An 18,621-nucleotide genomic window follows, 5' to 3' on the forward strand; every position below is an offset into this window, starting at 1 on the left:
CGCGAGGAGCACACCGTACGACGCCCGAAGGGGCCGTCCGCCATCCGTGGTGCGGACGGCCCCTTCGGCGTATCCGGAGATCCGTCCCCGGCCGGGACCGCGACCGCCGTGACGGCCCGCTCCCGCCCATGTGGATGGCGCATACACGTGTTTTGCCGTTTCGTTGCCCGGTAGCGGGATGACGGAGTGTGCGAGGAGAGTTGACGCAGGTGTACCTCGCCGCGGCACCGGGGTGTGGCGGCGGGGCTACGAGCATGTCTGTACGCAATGTGCTTGTTGTGCTTGTTGTGCTTGTCGGGGAAACACCACGGAGGTGTGCGCCATGGCAGACGCCGCGTCGCGGCTGACCGCTCTTGCCCAGGAGATGCTCTCGGAACCGCTGCCGGTCCGGATCCGGGCCTGGGACGGCAGCGAATCGGGGCCGCCCGGCGCCCCGGTCCTCGTGATCCGCCACCGCCGCGCCCTGCGTCGGCTGCTGTGGAAGCCGGGCGAACTGGGCCTGGCCCGCGCCTGGGTGGCCGGGGAGATCGACGTCGACGGTGATCTGTACGAGGTGCTCGACCGGATCGCCGGACTGCTCTGGGACCGCGGCGCCGACGCCAAGGACACCGTCCACCCGGTCCGCGACCCCAAGGTCCGCGCCTTCGCCCGCGGCCTCCTCGACCTCGCGGGCCCCTGGCCGCCGCCCGCCCCGCCCGCCGAGGAGGTGCGCCGGCGCACCGGGCCGCTGCACACCAGACGCCGTGACAAGGAGGCCATCAGCCACCACTACGACGTCGGCAACGACTTCTACGCCCTGGTGCTCGGCCCCTCCATGGTCTACTCCTGCGCCTACTGGCAGGACGGCGGGACCCTGGAGGACGCCCAGCGCGACAAGCTCGACCTGGTCTGCCGCAAGCTCGCCCTGAAGGAGGGCGACCGGCTCCTGGACGTCGGCTGCGGCTGGGGCTCGATGGCCATCCACGCCGCCCGCGCGTACGGGGCCCGGGTCACCGGCATCACCCTCTCCCAGGAACAGGCCGCCCACGCCCGCAAGCGCATCGCCGAGGAGGGCCTGACCGACCGGATCGAGATCCGCGTCCAGGACTACCGTGACGTCAGCGACGGCCCGTACGACGCGATCTCCTCGATCGGCATGGCCGAGCACGTCGGCTCGGTCCGCTACCGGGAGTACGCCGAGGACCTCTACGCCCTCCTCAAGCCCGGCGGCCGCCTCCTGAACCACCAGATCGCCCGCCGCCCCGAGAAGGACGAGGAGGCCTACCGCATCGACGCGTTCATCGACGCCTACGTCTTCCCTGACGGCGAACTGGCCCCGGTCGGCCGCACCCTGAGCACCCTGGAGGAGGCCGGCTTCGAGGCCCGGGACGTCGAGGCCCTGCGCGAGCACTACGCGCTGACCCTGCGCCAGTGGGTGGCCAACCTGGAGCGGCACTGGGAGCGGGCGGTACGCGCCACGTCCCCGGGCCGGGCCCGGGTCTGGCGGCTGTACATGGCGGCGTCCGCGCTCTCCTTCGAGCACAACAAGATCGGCGTCAACCAGATCCTCGCGGTGCGCCCGCTGGACGGCGGCGGCTCCCGGCTGCCGCTGCGCACCCGCAGGTGGACGGAGTCCGCTGAAGACACGGACACGGACACGGACGCCTGACCCGTATCCGTACCCGTAGGGCATGGGCGAGGGGCCGGTGTACCGCTTTCCCGCGGTGCACCGGCCCCTCGTCGTCCCCTGCGTCCCGGCCCCGGGACCCGCGGTCGCTACTCCGTCTTGATCGCCGTCAGCATGTTGAGCTTCGCGGCGCTGCGGGCGGGCCACAGCGAGGCGAGGACGCCCACCAGGCCGGCCAGGAGCAGGAAGACGCCGAGCCGGTCCCACGGGATGACCAGGGCGTAGCCGGGGATGTCGGCGGACAGGGTCCGGCCGATCGCCCAGCCGAGGAAGACGCCCAGGCCGATCCCGATCACCGCGCCGAAGACCGAGATGACGACGGCCTCCAGACGGATCATCCGCTTGACGCGGCCCCGGTCGAGACCGATCGCGCGGAGCATGCCGATCTCCTGCTGCCGCTCGAACACCGACATCGCGAGGGTGTTGACGACCCCGAGGACCGCGATCAGCAGGGCCATGGCGAGCAGCCCGTACATGATGTTCAGGGCGGTGTTGATGAAGCCGCCGAACATGTCACGGATGTCCTGCCGGTCCATGACGTTCATCGCCGGGTTGTCGCCGAGCGCGTTCACGATGGACTGCTCGTTGGCCTTGCTCGCGCCGCCGTCCGTCTTGATCCAGATCTCGCGGATGTCGGGGCGCGAGGAGGCGCTGTGCTCGTCCGCCAGCTCCTTCGGGATGAGGAAGGGGGAGAGGAACTCGTTCTCCTCGTAGACGGCCCCGACCGTCAGCTTGCCCTTCTTCTCGTCGTCGAACTTCACCGGCAGTGTGTCGCCGGTCTTCCAGCCGTTGGACTTCGCGGTCTTGGAGCCGACCGCGACCTGGCCGTCCTTCAGCGAGCCGAGCGAACCGGAGACGGTCGTCAGCGAGAAGACCTTCTCCATGTCGCCCGGGGTGACGCCGGAGGCCGAGTGGTAGTCACCGTCGACCTCGAACCAGGCCGACTGCTGCGGGGAGAGCGCGGAGACGCCGTCGGCCTTCGTCAGGGCGTCGAGCGCGGACTGGTCGAGCGCGTCGCCGCTGGCCATCGTGACCATGTAGTCGGCCTTGATGTTGTCCGTGGTCATCTTGTCGATGGCCTGGCCGAGGGTGACGCCGAGCACCGAGATGCCGGTGACCAGGGTCAGCCCGATGGCCAGAGCGGAGGCGGTGGCTCCGGTACGCCGCGGGTTGCGGACCGCGTTCTGCGAGGCCAGCTTCCCGGAGACGCCGAACAGCTTCTTCAGCAGCGGCCGGACCAGGGCGATGACCGGGCGGGAGAGCAGCGGGATCAGGATGATGATGCCGATCAGCGCGAAGAACGCGCCGCCCGCGACCAGCTGCCGGCCGGAGGTGCCGCCGGCCGCCGCGCCGCCGACGATCCCCGCGGCGCCGAGCAGGGCGATCACGCCGCCGATGGAGTTCCGGACGACCAGGGACTTGGTGGAGGCGGCGGCGTGCACGCTGCTCATCGCGGCCACCGGGGCGATCTTCGCGGCCCGGCGGGCGGGCAGCCAGGCGGCCAGCACGGTGATCAGGACACCGACCGCGAACGCGGAGATGACGGCGGTCGGCGAGACGATCAGCGGCCCGGCGGGAATCTTGCCGCCCAGGAGCCCCATCGCGGAGCGCAGGCCGGTGGCGAGGCCCAGGCCGAGGGCGAAGCCGATGATGGAGGCGATCGTGCCGACGACGGCGGCCTCCAGCAGCACCGAGCGCTTGATCTGGCGGCGGGAGGCGCCGATGGCCCGCATCAGGGCCAGCTCACGGGTCCGCTGGGCGATCAGCATGGTGAAGGTGTTGGCGATGAGGAAGATGCCGACGAACAGTGCGATGCCCGCGAAGGCCAGCAGCATGGCGTTGAGGCTGGACAGCCCGGACTCGATGTCCTTCGCCTGCTGTTCCGCCAGCGCCTTGCCGGTCTGCGCGGTCGCGTCCTCGGGCAGCAGCGGGGTGATCGCGTCCAGCAGCTTCTGGTCGGAGACACCGCCCGCGGCGGCGACGGTGGCGTCCTTGAAGACGCCGGGCTTCAGGTAGAGCTTCTGGGCGGTCGGGGTGTCGAACAGCACGAGGCTGCCGCCCGCGTTGACCGCGCCGTCCTCGGTGGTGAAGATCCCCGAGAGGGTGTACTCCTTCACCGGGCCGTTGGTCGCGACCCGCACCGGGTCGCCGACGCGGTACTTGCCCTTGCTCGCGGTGTCCTTGTCGAGGGCGACCGAGCCGTTCTTCGCCGGGCCCGAGCCGTCGGTGAAGACGTAACTCGCGTCCTTGCCGTCCTTGCCGGGGGCGAAGTTCGCACCGGTGTTGGACCAGCCGTTGCCGATCAGCTTGCCGTCCGGGTCGGCGACCCCGGCGAAGCCGGAGACCCGCCCGGTGGCGGAGGCCACGCCGTCCAGGCCCCGGATCTTCTCCAGGGTGGCCTCGTCGATGCCGGGGGTCTTCTCGTCGCGGTCGCCGGCGTACGTCTCCACGGAGACGGCGACGTTGTCGTAGCTCTTGGCGGACTGGTTGCGGAAGGCGTTGCCGAGGGTGTCGGTGAAGACCAGGGTGCCGGAGACGAACGCTACGCCGAGCATGACGGCGAGCACGGTCATCAGCAGCCTGGCCTTGTGCGAGAGCACATTGCGCAGGGCGGTACGGAACATGTCTGTGAGTCCTGGGATGGGTTCCGGAAGGGGGTCGGGGACGCGGCGGCCTCGGGCCGTACGCGTCAGCTCGTGCGGCCCTTCGCGTCGAACGCCTTCATCCGGTCGAGGACCCCGTCGGCGGTCGGGTGCATCATCTGGTCGACGACCGCACCGTCCGCGAGGAAGATGACCCGGTCCGCGTAGGAGGCGGCCACCGGGTCGTGCGTGACCATCACCACGGTCTGGCCCAGCTCGCGCACCGAGTTGCGCAGGAAGCCGAGGACCTCGGCGCCGGAGCGGGAGTCCAGGTTTCCGGTCGGCTCGTCACCGAAGATGATCTCGGGCTGCGAGGCCAGGGCGCGGGCCACGGCGACGCGCTGCTGCTGTCCGCCGGAGAGCTCGGTCGGGCGGTGCTTCAGCCGCTCCGAGAGCCCCACCATGTCGATGACCTTCTGGAGCCACGCGGCGTCCGGCTTACGGCCCGCGATGTCCATCGGCAGGGTGATGTTCTCCAGCGCGGTGAGCGTCGGCAGCAGGTTGAACGCCTGGAAGATGAAGCCGATCTTGTCCCGGCGCAACTGCGTGAGCTGCTTGTCCTTCAGCGTGGACAGCTCGGTGTCGCCGATGCGCACCGAACCGCTGCTGAAGCTGTCGAGGCCGGCGACGCAGTGCATCAGCGTCGACTTGCCGGATCCCGAGGGGCCCATGATCGCCGTGAACTCGCCCTGCGGGAAGTCCACGGTCACCCGGTCCAGGGCGATGACCTGCGTCTCGCCCTCGCCGTAGACCTTCGACAGCTCCGTGGCGCGGGCAGCCACCGCGGTGGCGCGGTGAACGGTGGGGGTGGTGGTCACAGGGACGCTCCTGGTTCGGATGATGCGGATGTCATGGGCCGTGCTGAGACGGGCGCTGACGCCATGCCTCGGGGACTTGGACCCACCGGCAATCGAGGGGCCGGTGGGTCTTACTCCATCCTTACGTCCCGATCGCGCCGGGTCGTCACTCCCGATGCCCGTTCCCGGGGCCCTCTTGAGTCGCATCGCAGGCGTGGATCCGTCCTCCTCGGGTATGACATCGACCCTGACCGGAGTCGTGGACACCGCTCCACGGTCACCCGGCGTGAGGGCGCACGGGCGTGGGCGGGGAGCGGCCGCGGCGGCCTTAGCGGCGGTGGGCGGGCCCCTCCCGGAGCGGCGTCGGACCCGAGGGTGGCGGACGCCCTGGCGAGGGCTGGCGCGGACCTGGCGCGTTGGGCCGTACGAGTGCGGCGACTTTCCGTCATTCCCGTGCGGTGCGCCGACCGCCCATGATCGGCCGCGGGCGTGTGGTCAGCCCGGCCGGATGTGCTGACGGCCCCTCAAGCGGTCAATAAAATAAGACAACATCGCGCCACTGTTCCGCTGATCGAGGGACGTCCCCGGATAGGGTCGGTAGCCAGACGCGGAGCCGCGCGGCACGCCCGGATGGTGGAACGTAGACACGGCGAGCTTAAACCTCGCTGCCCCTCGGGGGCGTGCCGGTTCGAGTCCGGCTCCGGGCACCACGCGCCGCACCGTGCGTGACCCGGACGGCCCAGACCGTGACCGGCGGCCGGTTCCCGGGATCCCGGCCCCCGGACCCTCGTACGACGGCCCTCCCGGGCCTTCCGCGGGACCCCGCCGCGGGCTGCCGCAAAGATCCTCCCCGGGCACTAGGGTGATTCTTTTGCCTACCCATTACTCTTACTGTCAAGGCCACGCAGTGTGGCCATGGAGGAGTGAGATGAGGAGCAGCAACCCGGTCTTCTCGCGACGGGGGTTCAGCCGCGACAACGGCCACGCGGGCTTCAACGCGCCGCCGCAGGCCGGGGCCCCCGCGACGGGCAACCCGTACGCACAGGGCACCGCCGCCAACCCGTACGCCACCAACCCCTACGCGCAGACGGACACCCAGGGCGCCCCGCAGGCCCCCGCCCGTCCCGACGTGATGACCATCGACGACGTGGTGACGCGTACGGCGATGACGCTCGGCACCGTGATCGTGGCCGCGGCCGCCGCCTGGTGGATCATGCCGGTCGACCAGGCGAACCTCGGCAGCGCCTACGGCGTCGCCATCGGCGCCGCGATCATCGGCTTCGTGCTGTCGCTGGTCAACTCGTTCAAGCGCCGGCCCTCGCCGCCGCTGATCCTGACGTACGCGGCGTTCGAGGGTGTGTTCCTCGGCATCGTCAGCAACATCGTCAGCATGTACGTCGCCCCCGGGGCGGCGATGCAGGCGGTGCTCGGCACCATGGCGGTCTTCGTCGGTGTGCTGATCGCCTACCGCACCGGACTGATCCGGGTCACGCGCCGCTTCTACGGCTTCGTGATGGCGGCCGCCATCGGCTTCATGCTGCTGATGATGGTCAACCTCCTGTTCGCCGTGTTCGGCGGCGGCGACGGCCTCGGCTTCCGCAGCGGCCCGCTCGGCGTCATCTTCGGCATCGTGGCCATCGTCATCGGTGCGGCCATCCTCGCCCTGAACTTCAAGCAGATCGAGGACGGCATCGCGTACGGCGCTCCGCGCGAGGAGTCCTGGCTGGCGGCCTTCGGCCTCACCGTGACCCTGGTGTGGATCTACATCGAGATGCTGCGCCTGGTCGCGATCCTCAGCGGCGACGACTGACCGGCCGCACGCGTAGTACCCGTAGTACCCGCAGCGCGGGAACGCACCGGAACGGCCCGCAGGCATCGCGCCTGCGGGCCGTTCCGCGTTCCGCCCTCCGGTGCGACCGTGCGGGAGAGGCGCGTAGGGTCGGCCGGGTGCTCGATACGACGCCCCTGATCCTGGCCGTGGACCGTTTCGCCGACCGGCTGCGCGCGGCCCCGCAGAGCCGCCTCCAGCGCGGTGCCGCCGCCGAGGCGCTGGCCGCGGCCCGTGAACTCGCCGCCCGGGCCCAGCGCCTGGAGCGGCCGGACGCCGAGCCGCGTGAGCTGCCGGACGCCGGGATGTTCGCCGTGGGCGACCAGCTCGCCGTCGCCGGGCGGGACCTGGCCGTGGCACTGGAAACGGCCCCGTCCCAGGAGCTGGACGAGGCCGTGCGGTATGTCGGGGAAGCGGCGGCGCGGGCTTTCGCGTGAGCGGCCCGCGCCCGGCGGTCAGAACGAGGCGATGACGCGGTCGGCGAGGATGTACACGTTGTCCTCGCCGCAGGAGAAGGTCAGCGCATAGGCGCCCGAGACGCCCGAGCCGCCCAGCAGCACCGGCTGCCGGCCTGCCCGCAGGGCGTCCGCGAGCCGCTCGGCGGTCTCGCGGTGGCCGGGGGTCATGCAGAGCGTGGTGCCGTCGGCGAAGACGTACACGTCGAGCGTGCCCAGCGGGCCGGGCCGCACATCGGTCAGCTCGGTCGCGGTGCCGGCCAGCTCCTCGAGCCGGTTCACGGTGCGCTCGTGGTCGGTGACCACGGGTGCCTGTACGGGGACGAAGTCCGGGTGCGAGGGGTGGCGGCGGCGGGCGGCGGCCAGCTCGGGGGAGTCCTCGGGGAACTCCGCGATCTCCGAGATCTCCGCGATCTCCGGAAAGTCGGTCAGCTCGCCGATCTCGTGCTCCGCGAGGGTCCGCTCGGTGAGCTCCGCGAGCTCCTCCATCGCCTCGGCCGCCTCGGCGTCCATCGACTCCAGACCGGCGAAGTCGGCCTGCCGGGGCAGGTAGTACGGGGCGTCGTCACCGAGGCCGGACAGACCGCCCAGCAGGGACGGGGCATCGGCGGCGTCGCGGGCTTCCTGGGCGGCCCAGAAGGCGCGCGCCTCGGCCAGCTCGCGCTCCCGCTCCTCGGCGAGCGCCTCGGCGACGGCCGTGCGTATCTCCTCGGCGGGGGTGGCCGTACTGCGGCTCTGTGGTGGCACCGATGCGCCGAGAGCGTGGCCCGCGGCCAGCTCCGTGCGCAGCGCCGCGACCTGCTTGCGCAGCCCGTGAGCGGCGTGCAGTGCGGCGGCGCCGACGGCCGTGGCAGCGGCGGTGGTCAGCAACAGGGCAAATGACATGGCGCTCACTGACATACTCCCGGTTTCAATCGATACCCCCGACTTCCTACATCAGCTTGGCCTGTACCGGTACGTGCTGTCAGTGCATTACGTCACGAAATGGACAGGTCTTTCGGTCCGATGTTTAGCCTCAAACCGGCTTGACCTGCGAAAACGACTCTCCCCCGGGACGCAGATCACATCCTGGGGGAGATTCGGTCACGGTCGGAGCTCGACGAGGTTAGCTGAGCCGCTCGTGCTGGTGGTCGCGCTGAGCTTCGCCTCCGCTGCGGGCAGGTGCCGCCTTCGTTCCTCAGGCGACCCCTACCCTCCGCTGCGGCTCAGCTCAGCCGCTCGATCACCATCGCCATGCCCTGGCCGCCGCCCACGCACATCGTCTCCAGGCCCCACTGCTTGTCGTGGAACTGGAGGCTGTTGATCAGCGTGCCGGTGATGCGGGCGCCGGTCATGCCGAAGGGGTGGCCGACCGCGATCGCGCCGCCGTTGACGTTGACCTTGTCCAGCGGCAGGCCGAGGTCCCGGTAGGAGGGGATGACCTGGGCGGCGAACGCCTCGTTGAGCTCGGCGAGGTCGATGTCGTCGATGGTCAGGCCGGCCCGCTTCAGCGCCTGCTTGCTGGCCTCGACCGGGCCGTAACCCATGATCTCGGGGGAGAGGCCGGAGACACCGGTGGAGACGATCCGGGCCAGCGGGGTCAGGCCCAGCTCGCGCGCCTTGGTGTCGGACATGATCACCAGGGCCGCGGCGCCGTCGTTGAGCGGGCAGCAGTTGCCCGCGGTGACCAGGCCGTCGGGGCGGAACACCGGCTTCAGGCCCTGCACGCCCTCCAGGGTGACGCCCGCGCGCGGGCCGTCGTCCTTGGAGACGACGGTGCCGTCGGGGGTGGTGACCGGGGTGATCTCCCGCTCCCAGAAGCCGTTCTTCAGGGCTTCCTCGGCGAGGTTCTGCGACCGTACGCCGAACTCGTCCATGTCCTGGCGGGTGACGCCCTTGGACCGGGCCAGGTTCTCCGCCGTCTGCCCCATCGAGATGTACGCGTCCGGGACGATGCCGTCCTCACGCGGGTCGTGCCAGCTCGCGCCGGACTCCTCGGCGCGGGCCGCGGTGCGCGCCTCGGCCTCGGCGAACAGCGGGTTGTGCGTGTCCGGCAGGCTGTCGGAGTTGCCCTTGGTGAAGCGGGACACCATCTCGACGCCGGCCGAGATGAAGACGTCGCCCTCGCCCGCCTTGATCGCGTGCAGCGCCATCCGGCTGGTCTGCAGCGAGGAGGAGCAGTAGCGGGTGACCGTACAGCCGGGAAGGTGGTCCATCCCCATCTGCACGGCGATGATGCGGCCCAGGTTGTTGCCCTGCTCGCCGCCGGGCAGACCGCAGCCCAGCATCAGGTCGTCGATGTCCTTCGGGTCCAGCTCGGGGACCTTGGCCAGCGCGGTCTGGATGATCGTGGCGGTCAGGTCGTCCGCGCGCAGGTCCTTCAGGGACCCCTTGAAGGCGCGGCCGATCGGCGAACGGGCGGCAGAGACGATCACGGCTTCGGGCATCACGCGGCTCCAAGGGGCTGGAAGGCTGTGTGGACGGGCGGAACTCCTCTGGAAGTTACCCGGACGTATCGCCACGGTCACCCGGCAGGCCGTGTGATGCGGGACTCTTTTCTAAGCGCTTGCTCAGGCTTGTGGGTTGCTGTCCGGGCCCGCGAGCCCCTACGCGTGACCGTGCGCGGCGTCCGGGTGCGTGTGCGGGGTGGGTTCCGTGGAGGCGGGCAGACGCCGCCGCCTGCGGTGCTTGAGGAGCGCCCAGGGGGCGCGGGCCCCCGTGACCTCCGTACCGGCCTCCCGGGCCGCCTGGGACGCCGCCTTGGCCACCGGGAGGATGTCCTCGCGGCGTGCGCCGTCCAGCCGGTCGGTCTCCGGCCACAGGCCCAGCACCGCGCACAGGGTGGGCAGCACCGCCATGGCCGCCGTGGCGTAGCCCTCGGCGGAGGGGTGGTAGTTGTCCGGGCCGAACAGCTCACGCGGGTTCGCCGCGAACTCCGGGCCCAGCAGATCGCCCAGCGACACCGTGCGCCCGCCCTGCTCCACCGCCCCGATCGTCTGCGCGGCCGCCAGCTGCCGGCTCACCCGCCGGGCCAGCCAGCGCAGCGGCTGGTAGACCGGCTCGATCGTGCCCAGGTCCGGGCAGGTCCCGACGACCACCTCCGCCCCCGCCGTCCGCAGCCTGCGCACCGCCGTCGTCAGACAGCGCACCGACTGGGTCGCGGGCATCCGGTGCGTGACGTCGTTCGCCCCGATCATGATCACGCAGACGTCCGGGACCCGCGCCGGATCCGCGAGCAGCAGCGACACCTGCCGCTCCAGATCGTCCGACCTGGCCCCCGGCAGGGCCACGTTCCGCAGATCCACCGGCCGCTCGGCCACCGCCGCGAGCCCCGAGGCGAGCAGCGCCCCCGGGGTGTGCCCGGCCCGCCGCACCCCCTGCCCCGCGGCCGTCGAATCCCCGAGCATCCCGAGCCGCATCGGGTCGTTCGGCCCGGCGAACGCCACCCCGTACCGTCCGTCCGCGCTCGGCGGAACCGGCGCCGTCCCGCCGCCGACCTGCCTCTTCGCGAGCTGGACCTCCGCCAGGAACACGCCCACGGCCGCCGCACCGATCAACCCGATGCTGCCACCGCCGTAGGCCGCGCCCGCCGCGATCCGCCGTGCCACCCTTGCTCTCGACACAGTCCGGTCCACCTCCTCCTCGCCGTACAGCCGTACACCTACCTACCTGCCCCGCGAGGGGCTCCGCGTACTCCTTTCCGTACGCGGAGTCCGTCCTGTACGCATACTCTGGGCCGGACCATCTCGGAGATCCCGGAGTACACGGTGCAATTCCACGATTCGATGATCAGTCTTGTCGGCAACACCCCGCTGGTGAGGCTGCGCAACGTCACGGCAGGTATCCAGGCGACGGTCCTGGCCAAGGTCGAGTACTTCAACCCCGGCGGGTCGGTGAAGGACCGCATCGCGCTGCGCATGATCGAGGCCGCCGAGCAGAGCGGAGAGCTGAAGCCCGGCGGCACGATCGTCGAGCCGACCAGTGGCAACACCGGTGTCGGCCTCGCCATCGTCGCCCAGCAGAAGGGCTACAAGTGCATCTTCGTCTGCCCGGACAAGGTGTCCACGGACAAGATCAACGTGCTGCGCGCGTACGGCGCCGAGGTCGTCGTCTGCCCCACCGCCGTCGACCCCGAGCACCCGGACTCGTACTACAACGTCTCCGACCGGCTGGTCACCGAGACGCCGGGCGCCTGGAAGCCGGACCAGTACTCCAACCCGAACAACCCGCGCTCGCACTACGAGACCACCGGTCCCGAACTGTGGGAGCAGACGGAGGGGAAGATCACCCACTTCGTCACGGGCGTCGGCACCGGCGGCACGATCAGCGGCACCGGGCGCTTCCTCAAGGAGATCAGCGACGGCGCGGTCCAGGTCATCGGCGCGGACCCGGAGGGCTCGGTCTACTCCGGCGGCTCCGGCCGTCCGTATCTGGTCGAGGGCGTCGGCGAGGACTTCTGGCCGAGCGCCTACGACCGCAACGTCACCGACGAGATCGTCGCGGTGTCCGACAAGGACTCCTTCCAGATGACGCGCCGGCTCGCCAAGGAGGAGGGGCTGCTCGTCGGCGGCTCCTGCGGCATGGCGGTCGTCGGCGCCCTGGAGGTCGCCAAGCGGCTCGGCCCCGAGGACGTCGTCGTGGTGCTGCTCCCCGACAGCGGGCGCGGCTACCTCAGCAAGATCTTCAACGACGAGTGGATGGCCGACTACGGCTTCCTGGAGAACACCGGCACCTCCGCCAACGTCGGCGCGGTCCTGGACTTCAAGGAGGGCCCGATGCCCTCCCTCGTCCACATGCACCCGGAGGAGACGGTCGGCGAGGCCATCGACGTGCTCCGCGAGTACGGCGTCTCCCAGATGCCGATCGTGAAGCCGGGCGCCGGCCACCCGGACGTGATGGCCGCCGAGGTCATCGGCTCCGTCGTGGAGCGGCAGCTGCTGGACGCGCTGTTCACCCAGCGCGCCTCGCTGACCGACCCGCTGGAGAAGCACATGTCGGCGCCGCTGCCGCAGGTCGGCTCCGGCGAACCGGTCGAGGACCTGATGGCCGTGCTCAGCGGCACGAACGGGGCCGACGCGGCGATCGTGCTCGTCGAGGGCAAGCCCAAGGGCGTCGTGAGCAGGCAGGACCTGCTGGCGTTCCTCGCCAAGGACGCGGGTACGGCGAAGGCCTGACGGTCCGGGAGGACGCCTCGGGGCGGGGCTTCGCGAAAACGGTACGAGCGCGTCATGTCCGCGCAGCACCCGCTTAACACGGCTCCGGCACATTGGTGGGTGTCGGCAGGGAAACCCGCCGGCACCCAGAACGGCGACACCGGACTACGGAGCGGCTCCCGGACCTCCACCGTCGCCCGGACGCGGGTATCCGGCCCTGACCCGGACCGCGTCCCTCGCGGGGACCGTCGTCGTCCCGCCCCCCGGGCGACCGGGGGTGCGGCGGTCCCCGCGACATACTTCCGCACACACCGGCGCGGCCGGACTCCCCCGTGGGTCCGGCCGCGCTGTCGTGTTCCGGGGCCCCTGCCGTGCCCCGGGAGTCCTCGGCGGCGGGCTCAGTCCTTCCAGTCGGACGGCGCGCGCCGGTCACGCTCGTCCCGGCGGCGGAACAGACCGCCATCCCGCGCCGCCTGGAACGCGTTGACGCCGACGATGCCGAGCCAGGCCACGATCAGCCCCTCGATCCCGGCGTTCGCGACGCCGATCGCGGACAACGGGATCGCCATGATCATCGAGACGATTCCCAGGCCGTGCCGCTCCGCGAAGCTCCCCGGCTCCGCCGGACGCGCCGCACCCCGGGCGACGGTCGTCTGCTGCTCGGCGAGCTGACGGCGGACCCGGCGGTCGAGCGTGGTGTCGAGGCGCTGCTCGACCTTCTCCAGGAACGAGTCGATGAGCGCGGTCTCGTACTCCGCGCCGAGCTCGCCACGGGCCTGGAGGGTGGCGGCGAGCTCCTTCTTGAGCTCGGGGTCACGGGCTTCCATGCCCACCACGGTACGGAGCCGGGGAACCGCCGACAGTAGGGCTAGCCCCCGCATTCCGTGGGGCTAGCCCCACTGTCGGTGAGAGCCGGCGCCGGAGCTGTCCGGCCCGGCCGCGCCGCTCAGTGCCCAGGACCCGGTCGAGGATCACCGGACTCCGCCGGCCGGTCCGGCGTGGCGGCCCTGACCCGCCGGTCGCGGAACCGCTCGAGAACCTTCGCCGCGGGAACCGGGGAGCCGGGCGTGCGGAGACTCGATTCGCGATCGCCGCCGAACCTCGAACAGACCGAGATGTGTGCGTCGTAGGCCGTCGACATCGCGTCGAGGAGCAGCCCGTACGACTTGTCGACGGCCGGGGCGGGCGACGCGAGCAACGGCTTGACCCGGCTGATCAACTTGAGCAGTACCCGGTGGTCACGCAATTGCAGACCGCTGAACTTGGCGTTGATGTGCGGCGGCATCATCGCGGGACGTACGGCGTCCGTGTAGTGGGTGCGGGTGAAATCGCCGGCGTACCGCATCGCCGTACCGGACCCGGTCATCAGCGCTGTGGCGTCCTCGAGCAGCCGGCAGGCGCCCTCGACGTCCTCCGCGTCGTCCCTGAGGGATTCCTCGAGACAGCCGACCGACACGATCAGCGCCTGGATGAGCGCGAAGAACACCTGGTGACCGAGGCGCCAGCGGACCAGGGGGTCGACCTGCACGTCGTCGACCCCGGCGCCCGGGTCCGTCCCCGGCGTGCGGGCGCGCGCCGCGTACGCGAACGGTGTGCCGGCCACCCCGGTACGCCACAACGCGTGGAAAGGAACCAGGAACGCCTCACGCAGTTGCGCCCGTTCACCGCTGCAGAGGCCCGATCCGGCCGAAAGGGCGTCGTGGAGATGGCTGCGGAGGGCTTCGAGCACGGTGCGGGCGAACGTCTCCACCGGATTGCCGGTGACCCTGATCGCGCCGAAGAAGAGGTCGTGTTCCTCGTACAGGTCCTCCGCCAGCGAACGCCGCTCCGCGTCGGTGTACTCGGTGGGGACGGCCGGTGCGGACAGGCAGGCCAGGGCCGCGTCGACGGCGGCCAACGCCTTCCGGTCGGAGACCTGCCCGGTGATGTCGACGACGGTCCGTACAGCGTCCGCGGTCCGCTGGTTCATCATGCCGGCGATGGTGCTTCTCGAGGCGGGCAGCTGCTCCGCCTTCAGCAGGTGGAGGGGGGAAACATCCGCATGAGGGACTGGTATCTCGACCTCAGTCACTGCACTTACTCCTCGAGTTGAACGGAATGTCCGTGATCCGGAACGACAGGAAGGAAAGGCCGGTCATCCCGCAATGGATCCACCGGGAGTGAGGGAGACCGGCAGGCTGCTGTATCCGCGGAGGAACGTCGAGTAGAGCGGCTTGGGATCACCCATGAGCTCGATCCGGTCCACGCTGCCGCAGAGGGTCTTCAGCACGGCGGTGATCTCGGCCCGCCCGAGGTACGAGCCGAAGCAGAAGTGCGGGCCTGACCCGAAGCTCAGGTGCTTGTTGGGGGTCCTCGCCAGGTCGAAACTCTGCGGATCCCGGAAGGTGGCCTCGTCACGGTTGGCGGAGGTGTTCCAGAGGATGACGTGGTCGCCTTCGCGGATCGTCCGGCCGCCGACCGTGACATCGGCCGTCGCGGTACGGCCCATGTGCATCGACGGAGTCGTCCAGCGCAGGATCTCCTCGACCGCGGCGGCTATCGGGACGCGGCCCTCCTTCAACGCCTGCCACTGGTCGGGGTGCTGGGAGAAGGCGAGCAGGGTGCCGACCATGGCCAGGCGGCTGGTGTGGTCTCCCGCGAGGATGAACCCGTAGCAGTTGACGACCACCTCGTCGTCGGTCATCGGCTCACCGTTGATCTCGCAGGTGGCCATGGCGCTGATCAGGTCGTCCTGCGGATCCTCGCGCCGGGCCTCGATGATCTCCTGGCAGTAGACGAGGAGTTCGTTGCGGGAGAGCCAGAAGTCCTCCTCGCTCTGCCCTTCCTCGTCCGTGCTGAGCGCGTCCCGGCTCAGATCGAGCAGGTACTTGTGGTCTTCCGGCGGAAAGCCGAGGAGATCGCAGATCGTCCCCATGGGGACCACGTCCGCGACCTCCTTGGCGAAGTCGAAGGTCCCGGTGCCGGCGGCGCCGCCGAGGAGCTGGTCGACCCTCTGCTGCAGCTTGTCCGTCACCATCTTGCGGGTCCGGGGACTGAACGCCTTCAGCAGGATCGTCCGCATGGCGTTGTGGCGCGGCGCATCCGTGAGCGCCAGGTTGATGCCGGCCGCCGGGTCCCCGCCGGGCTTGTGCAGCGAGGACAGCATGTTCCCGGACCGCGAACTGAAGTGCTCGGGGTCCTGGAGAACGGTCAGGACGTCGGCATGCCGGGACACCACCCAGAACGGCGGCCCGCTGTCCGTGGCCGGGTGCAGATAAACGGGCTCCTCGGCCCGGACGTGCCGCCAGAAATCTTCCATGTCGGGGCGCAGGAAGGTGCTCGGGTCCGTCAGGTTCACGCTGTAGAGGTCGTCGGTGAATGTGCCTGTATTCGGCATGGAAATCTCCTGGACTTCGTAACTGGTGACTACTGTGTAGGTATTTCCTTGTCGGAAAGGTCGGCGATCAGCATCGCCAGGCGGTCCAGTCCGGTTTCGATCTCGTCCGGCGAAACCACGCTCACCGAAAGACGCAGTTGATTTTCGCCGCCGCTGCCGTCGTAGAAATGGCTCATGGGCGTCCACAGCACGCCGTACTTGTCGGCCCCGTATTCCAGTGCGGCTTCGTCGGCGGTGAACGGAACGGTGACCACCACGAAGAATCCACCGCCGGGCGTGTTCCAGGAGACCCGGTGGTTCCCGCCCTGCGGGAACCGTCGGTCCATCCCCGCCAGCAGCAGCCGAAGATTTCGGCTGTAGAGCTGGATTTCCCGGGTGTTCGCCTCGACCAGACTGCAGCCGTGCTCCAGCAGACTTCCTCCCGCTACGGCCTGGGCCACGGGCGGGGTGTTGACGGTGACCATGCTTTTGATCTTCGACAGCTCGTCCGCGAAGAGCGTGGACTCCCCGTCCGCGCCGGCCACGTGCTGATTCGCGACGACGAAGCCGATCCTGGCCCCGGGAAAGCAGGTCTTGGAGAGCGAGCCGAGATAGATCACCTGTCGTGAAGTGTCGAGGGCCTTGAGTGTGGGCAGCCGCGTACCGCCCTCGGACTGGAACAGACCGTACGGATTGTCCTCGAGGAGCAGCAGGTCGTACTCGGCCGCGATGCCGAGCAGTTTCTGCCTGGTCTCCAGGTCGAGGCTGGCGCCGGAGGGATTGGCGAAGTCCGGGACGAGATAGAAGGCGCGCGGCCGCTTGCCCGCGGCCCGCACCGCCTCTATCTGCTCGACCAGGTGGTCGAGGTCGATTCCGTGCTCGTTCTCCCGTACCGGCCAGACGGGCATGTCCACCAGCCTCGCCGCGCCGGTCAGTCCGACGTAGCCCGGCGAGACCGAAAGCACGACGTCCCGCTCGTCCACGCGCAGAGCGCGGAGTACCAGGAACATCGCCTCCTGGCAGCCGACCGTCACGACGATCGACTCCGGGTCGACGTCGATGCCCTCGTCACAGGAGAGATGCCGGGCGAGCAGGTCGGAAATGATGCCCTTGGTCCGGCCGTACTGGAAAAGCGTGCGGCGTACGAGTGCTTCGTCCGCGCCCTTCTCGGTCGCGAGGTAGTCGCAGAAGATCCGGAGATACCGGGGAAGATCCTCGACGTCGTAGAAATCTTCACTGGGCCGGCCGGGGGCGAGCGAAATGCTCTCGGGGAACCGGTTGGCCACCTCGTTCAGGAAGTTCATGGAGGCGAGCGCCGGATCCCGGAGCGCAGTGTGCAGTCGATCCGTGCTCAGGTCGGCGGCCAGGAGTTCCACTCCGCTGTCGTTCATGCAACCTCGCATTCCTAGGGGGACCGGCGATCCCGCGACTACTTCGACGTGCCCTGGGCCGCTGCCGTGGCGGGAGGCTCTTCGGCCTCAGCGGTCGCGGAGGCTTCCTCCATCGCCTTCTGGATGGAGCGGTTGCTCAGGGCGGGCAGGCTGGCCAGGGCCACCAGCACCATCAGGAGGCCGCCCAGGATGAACGGTGCCTGCAGACTGATCGCACCCGCGAGGAAGCCGCCGAGGACACCGCCGAAGGGGGCTCCCAGGAGGGAGATCAACCGGCTGGCGGAGAGCACACGGCCACGGATCGCCGCAGGGGCGAGACGCTGGCGCAGCGACCCGACGACGACGATCTGGACACTCATGGAGAGGCCGACGATGGCCATCATCGCGCCGGCGACCCAGGGGTCCTCGCTCAGACCGAGCCCGACGATCGCCAGCCCCTCGACGGTCATGCCGACGCACCGCATGGTGCCGACCTGGATCCTCTTGGAGATCGAGGAAGCCAGGAAGCTGCCGATGAAGGCGCCGACCGCGGTGGAGCTCAGCAGGAGCCCGTAGCCGATCTCACCGAGGCCGAGCTGATCCTTGGCCAGCAGGACGAGCAGTGCCATCTTCGCGGTGAAGACGAGGTTGCCGACGGCGGCGGTGGCGGCCAGCGTGCGCAGGACGCGGTGCTTCAGCAGCCAGCGCAGGCCTTCCGCGATCTCGGCGCGAAGGTTTCGGCGGGCCGGCTCGGCGGTCGGCGCGTTCCCGAAGTCGCCCTTGAGCGAAGCCACGAAAATGGCGCTGATCAAGTAGGACAGCGCGTTGGCCACGAAGGGCACGGAACGGGACATCGAGAAGAGGAAACCGCCGAGCGGGGGACCCGCGAGCTGTTCACCGTTGATCTGGGCCGCGGAGACCCGGCTGTTGGCCCGAATGAGCGCCTGGTCCCCGGACGTGACCACCGGCATGACGGACTGTGCGGAGATGTCGAAGAAGACGTCTCCACATCCCATGGTGAATCCCGCCACGATCAGCAGCAGGATGCTCGCGTTGTCGGTCATGACGGCGACCGCGAGCAGGGAGATGACGGCGAACCGGATGATGTCCGAATTCAGCATCACCTTCCTCCGGTCCCACCGGTCCACCAGCGCTCCGGCCGGCAGCCCGAGCAGGAGCCAGGGCAGCATGCCGATGGCGCCGACCGCACCGATGAGCAGCGGGTCAGTGGTCAGTTGGATCGCCAGCAGAGGAAGCGCGGCCAACTGAATGCCATCGCCCAGGGAGGAGCCGATCATGGCCCCCCACACCTTGTTGAAGTTGCTGCCCAGGGGAGGCTGGGGCTCCTTGTTCTTCTTGATGAAATTCACGATTCT

14 protein-coding genes and 1 tRNA gene are annotated in these 18,621 nt (G+C 69.9%); 5 read left to right on the plus strand and 10 right to left on the minus strand.

The features are described 5' to 3' along the window. The first annotated feature begins 322 nt into the window (after positions 1-322). On the plus strand, positions 323-1,648 hold the full coding sequence (locus tag ACIQPT_RS12940; protein ID WP_401155416.1) for a class I SAM-dependent methyltransferase: 1,326 nt from the start codon (positions 323-325) through the stop codon (positions 1,646-1,648). Positions 1,649-1,755: 107 nt separating this feature from the next. On the opposite strand, the gene ACIQPT_RS12945 is transcribed toward ACIQPT_RS12940, so the two are convergent. Beyond that, a complete protein-coding gene (locus ACIQPT_RS12945) occupies positions 1,756-4,290 on the minus strand; it encodes an ABC transporter permease (RefSeq protein ID WP_401155418.1) in 2,535 nt (844 codons plus the stop codon). Positions 4,291-4,355: 65 nt separating this feature from the next. Continuing rightward, positions 4,356-5,126, minus strand: coding sequence for an ABC transporter ATP-binding protein (locus tag ACIQPT_RS12950; protein ID WP_398360491.1), 771 nt, complete (start codon positions 5,124-5,126; stop codon positions 4,356-4,358). A 603-nt stretch (positions 5,127-5,729) separates the two neighbouring features. Between ACIQPT_RS12950 and ACIQPT_RS12955 the strand changes: the two genes are divergently transcribed. From ACIQPT_RS12955 to ACIQPT_RS12965, 3 genes are all read left to right on the plus strand, one after another. After that, positions 5,730-5,815, plus strand: a tRNA-Leu gene (locus tag ACIQPT_RS12955). Between the two features lie 218 nt (positions 5,816-6,033). Then, positions 6,034-6,915: a Bax inhibitor-1/YccA family protein gene (locus tag ACIQPT_RS12960; protein WP_401155420.1), complete on the plus strand. Its 882-nt coding sequence runs from the start codon at positions 6,034-6,036 to the stop codon at positions 6,913-6,915. A gap of 137 nt (positions 6,916-7,052) precedes the next feature. Beyond that, positions 7,053-7,370 (plus strand): hypothetical protein, encoded by a 318-nt coding sequence (locus ACIQPT_RS12965; protein WP_401155421.1) that lies wholly within the window; start codon positions 7,053-7,055, stop codon positions 7,368-7,370. An 18-nt stretch (positions 7,371-7,388) separates the two neighbouring features. On the opposite strand, the gene ACIQPT_RS12970 is transcribed toward ACIQPT_RS12965, so the two are convergent. The 3 genes from ACIQPT_RS12970 to ACIQPT_RS12980 form a co-directional block, all read right to left on the minus strand. Then, positions 7,389-8,273 (minus strand): hypothetical protein, encoded by an 885-nt coding sequence (locus ACIQPT_RS12970; RefSeq protein ID WP_401155423.1) that lies wholly within the window; start codon positions 8,271-8,273, stop codon positions 7,389-7,391. A gap of 320 nt (positions 8,274-8,593) precedes the next feature. After that, positions 8,594-9,814, minus strand: coding sequence for an acetyl-CoA C-acetyltransferase (locus ACIQPT_RS12975; RefSeq protein WP_401155425.1), 1,221 nt, complete (start codon positions 9,812-9,814; stop codon positions 8,594-8,596). 159 nt (positions 9,815-9,973) lie between these two features. Continuing rightward, positions 9,974-10,975 carry an SGNH/GDSL hydrolase family protein gene (locus tag ACIQPT_RS12980; RefSeq protein ID WP_401155580.1) on the minus strand — a complete coding sequence of 334 codons (1,002 nt, stop codon included), beginning with the start codon at positions 10,973-10,975 and terminating at the stop codon, positions 9,974-9,976. Between the two features lie 159 nt (positions 10,976-11,134). On the opposite strand from ACIQPT_RS12980, the gene ACIQPT_RS12985 reads away from it, so the two are divergent. Then, positions 11,135-12,541, plus strand: a complete 1,407-nt coding sequence (locus ACIQPT_RS12985; protein WP_401155426.1) for a cystathionine beta-synthase — start codon at positions 11,135-11,137, stop codon at positions 12,539-12,541. A 377-nt stretch (positions 12,542-12,918) separates the two neighbouring features. Here ACIQPT_RS12985 and ACIQPT_RS12990 read toward each other — a convergent pair whose 3' ends face one another. The 5 genes from ACIQPT_RS12990 to ACIQPT_RS13010 form a co-directional block, all read right to left on the minus strand. After that, entirely contained in the window at positions 12,919-13,347 is a 429-nt protein-coding gene (locus ACIQPT_RS12990) for a hypothetical protein (RefSeq protein WP_401155427.1), read from the minus strand. Between the two features lie 119 nt (positions 13,348-13,466). After that, positions 13,467-14,492 (minus strand): hypothetical protein, encoded by a 1,026-nt coding sequence (locus ACIQPT_RS12995; protein WP_401155429.1) that lies wholly within the window; start codon positions 14,490-14,492, stop codon positions 13,467-13,469. Positions 14,493-14,654: 162 nt separating this feature from the next. Beyond that, positions 14,655-15,896 carry a cytochrome P450 gene (locus ACIQPT_RS13000; RefSeq protein WP_401155431.1) on the minus strand — a complete coding sequence of 414 codons (1,242 nt, stop codon included), beginning with the start codon at positions 15,894-15,896 and terminating at the stop codon, positions 14,655-14,657. Between the two features lie 29 nt (positions 15,897-15,925). Continuing rightward, positions 15,926-17,266, minus strand: a complete 1,341-nt coding sequence (locus tag ACIQPT_RS13005) for a PLP-dependent aminotransferase family protein (protein WP_401155432.1) — start codon at positions 17,264-17,266, stop codon at positions 15,926-15,928. A 38-nt stretch (positions 17,267-17,304) separates the two neighbouring features. Further along, complete coding sequence (locus tag ACIQPT_RS13010; protein ID WP_401155434.1) at positions 17,305-18,615, minus strand: MFS transporter; 1,311 nt, start codon at positions 18,613-18,615, stop codon at positions 17,305-17,307. Positions 18,616-18,621: the final 6 nt, after the last annotated feature.

Origin of the sequence: Streptomyces sp. NPDC091289 (genome assembly GCF_044757365.1) — a bacterium.
GTDB lineage: Bacteria > Actinomycetota > Actinomycetes > Streptomycetales > Streptomycetaceae > Streptomyces.

What these genes read in the sequence shown, in the direction of transcription:
- ACIQPT_RS12995 (WP_401155429.1), bottom strand. Translation starts at nt 14,492, where the DNA reads ATGATGAACCAGCGGACCGCGGACGCTGTACGGACCGTCGTCGACATC.
- ACIQPT_RS12945 (WP_401155418.1), bottom strand. Translation starts at nt 4,290, where the DNA reads ATGTTCCGTACCGCCCTGCGCAATGTGCTCTCGCACAAGGCCAGGCTG.
- ACIQPT_RS12960 (WP_401155420.1), top strand. Translation starts at nt 6,034, where the DNA reads ATGAGGAGCAGCAACCCGGTCTTCTCGCGACGGGGGTTCAGCCGCGAC.
- ACIQPT_RS13000 (WP_401155431.1), bottom strand. Translation starts at nt 15,896, where the DNA reads ATGCCGAATACAGGCACATTCACCGACGACCTCTACAGCGTGAACCTG.
- ACIQPT_RS12975 (WP_401155425.1), bottom strand. Translation starts at nt 9,814, where the DNA reads ATGCCCGAAGCCGTGATCGTCTCTGCCGCCCGTTCGCCGATCGGCCGC.
- ACIQPT_RS12990 (WP_401155427.1), bottom strand. Translation starts at nt 13,347, where the DNA reads ATGGAAGCCCGTGACCCCGAGCTCAAGAAGGAGCTCGCCGCCACCCTC.
- ACIQPT_RS12970 (WP_401155423.1), bottom strand. Translation starts at nt 8,273, where the DNA reads ATGTCATTTGCCCTGTTGCTGACCACCGCCGCTGCCACGGCCGTCGGC.
- ACIQPT_RS13005 (WP_401155432.1), bottom strand. Translation starts at nt 17,266, where the DNA reads ATGAACGACAGCGGAGTGGAACTCCTGGCCGCCGACCTGAGCACGGAT.
- ACIQPT_RS12940 (WP_401155416.1), top strand. Translation starts at nt 323, where the DNA reads ATGGCAGACGCCGCGTCGCGGCTGACCGCTCTTGCCCAGGAGATGCTC.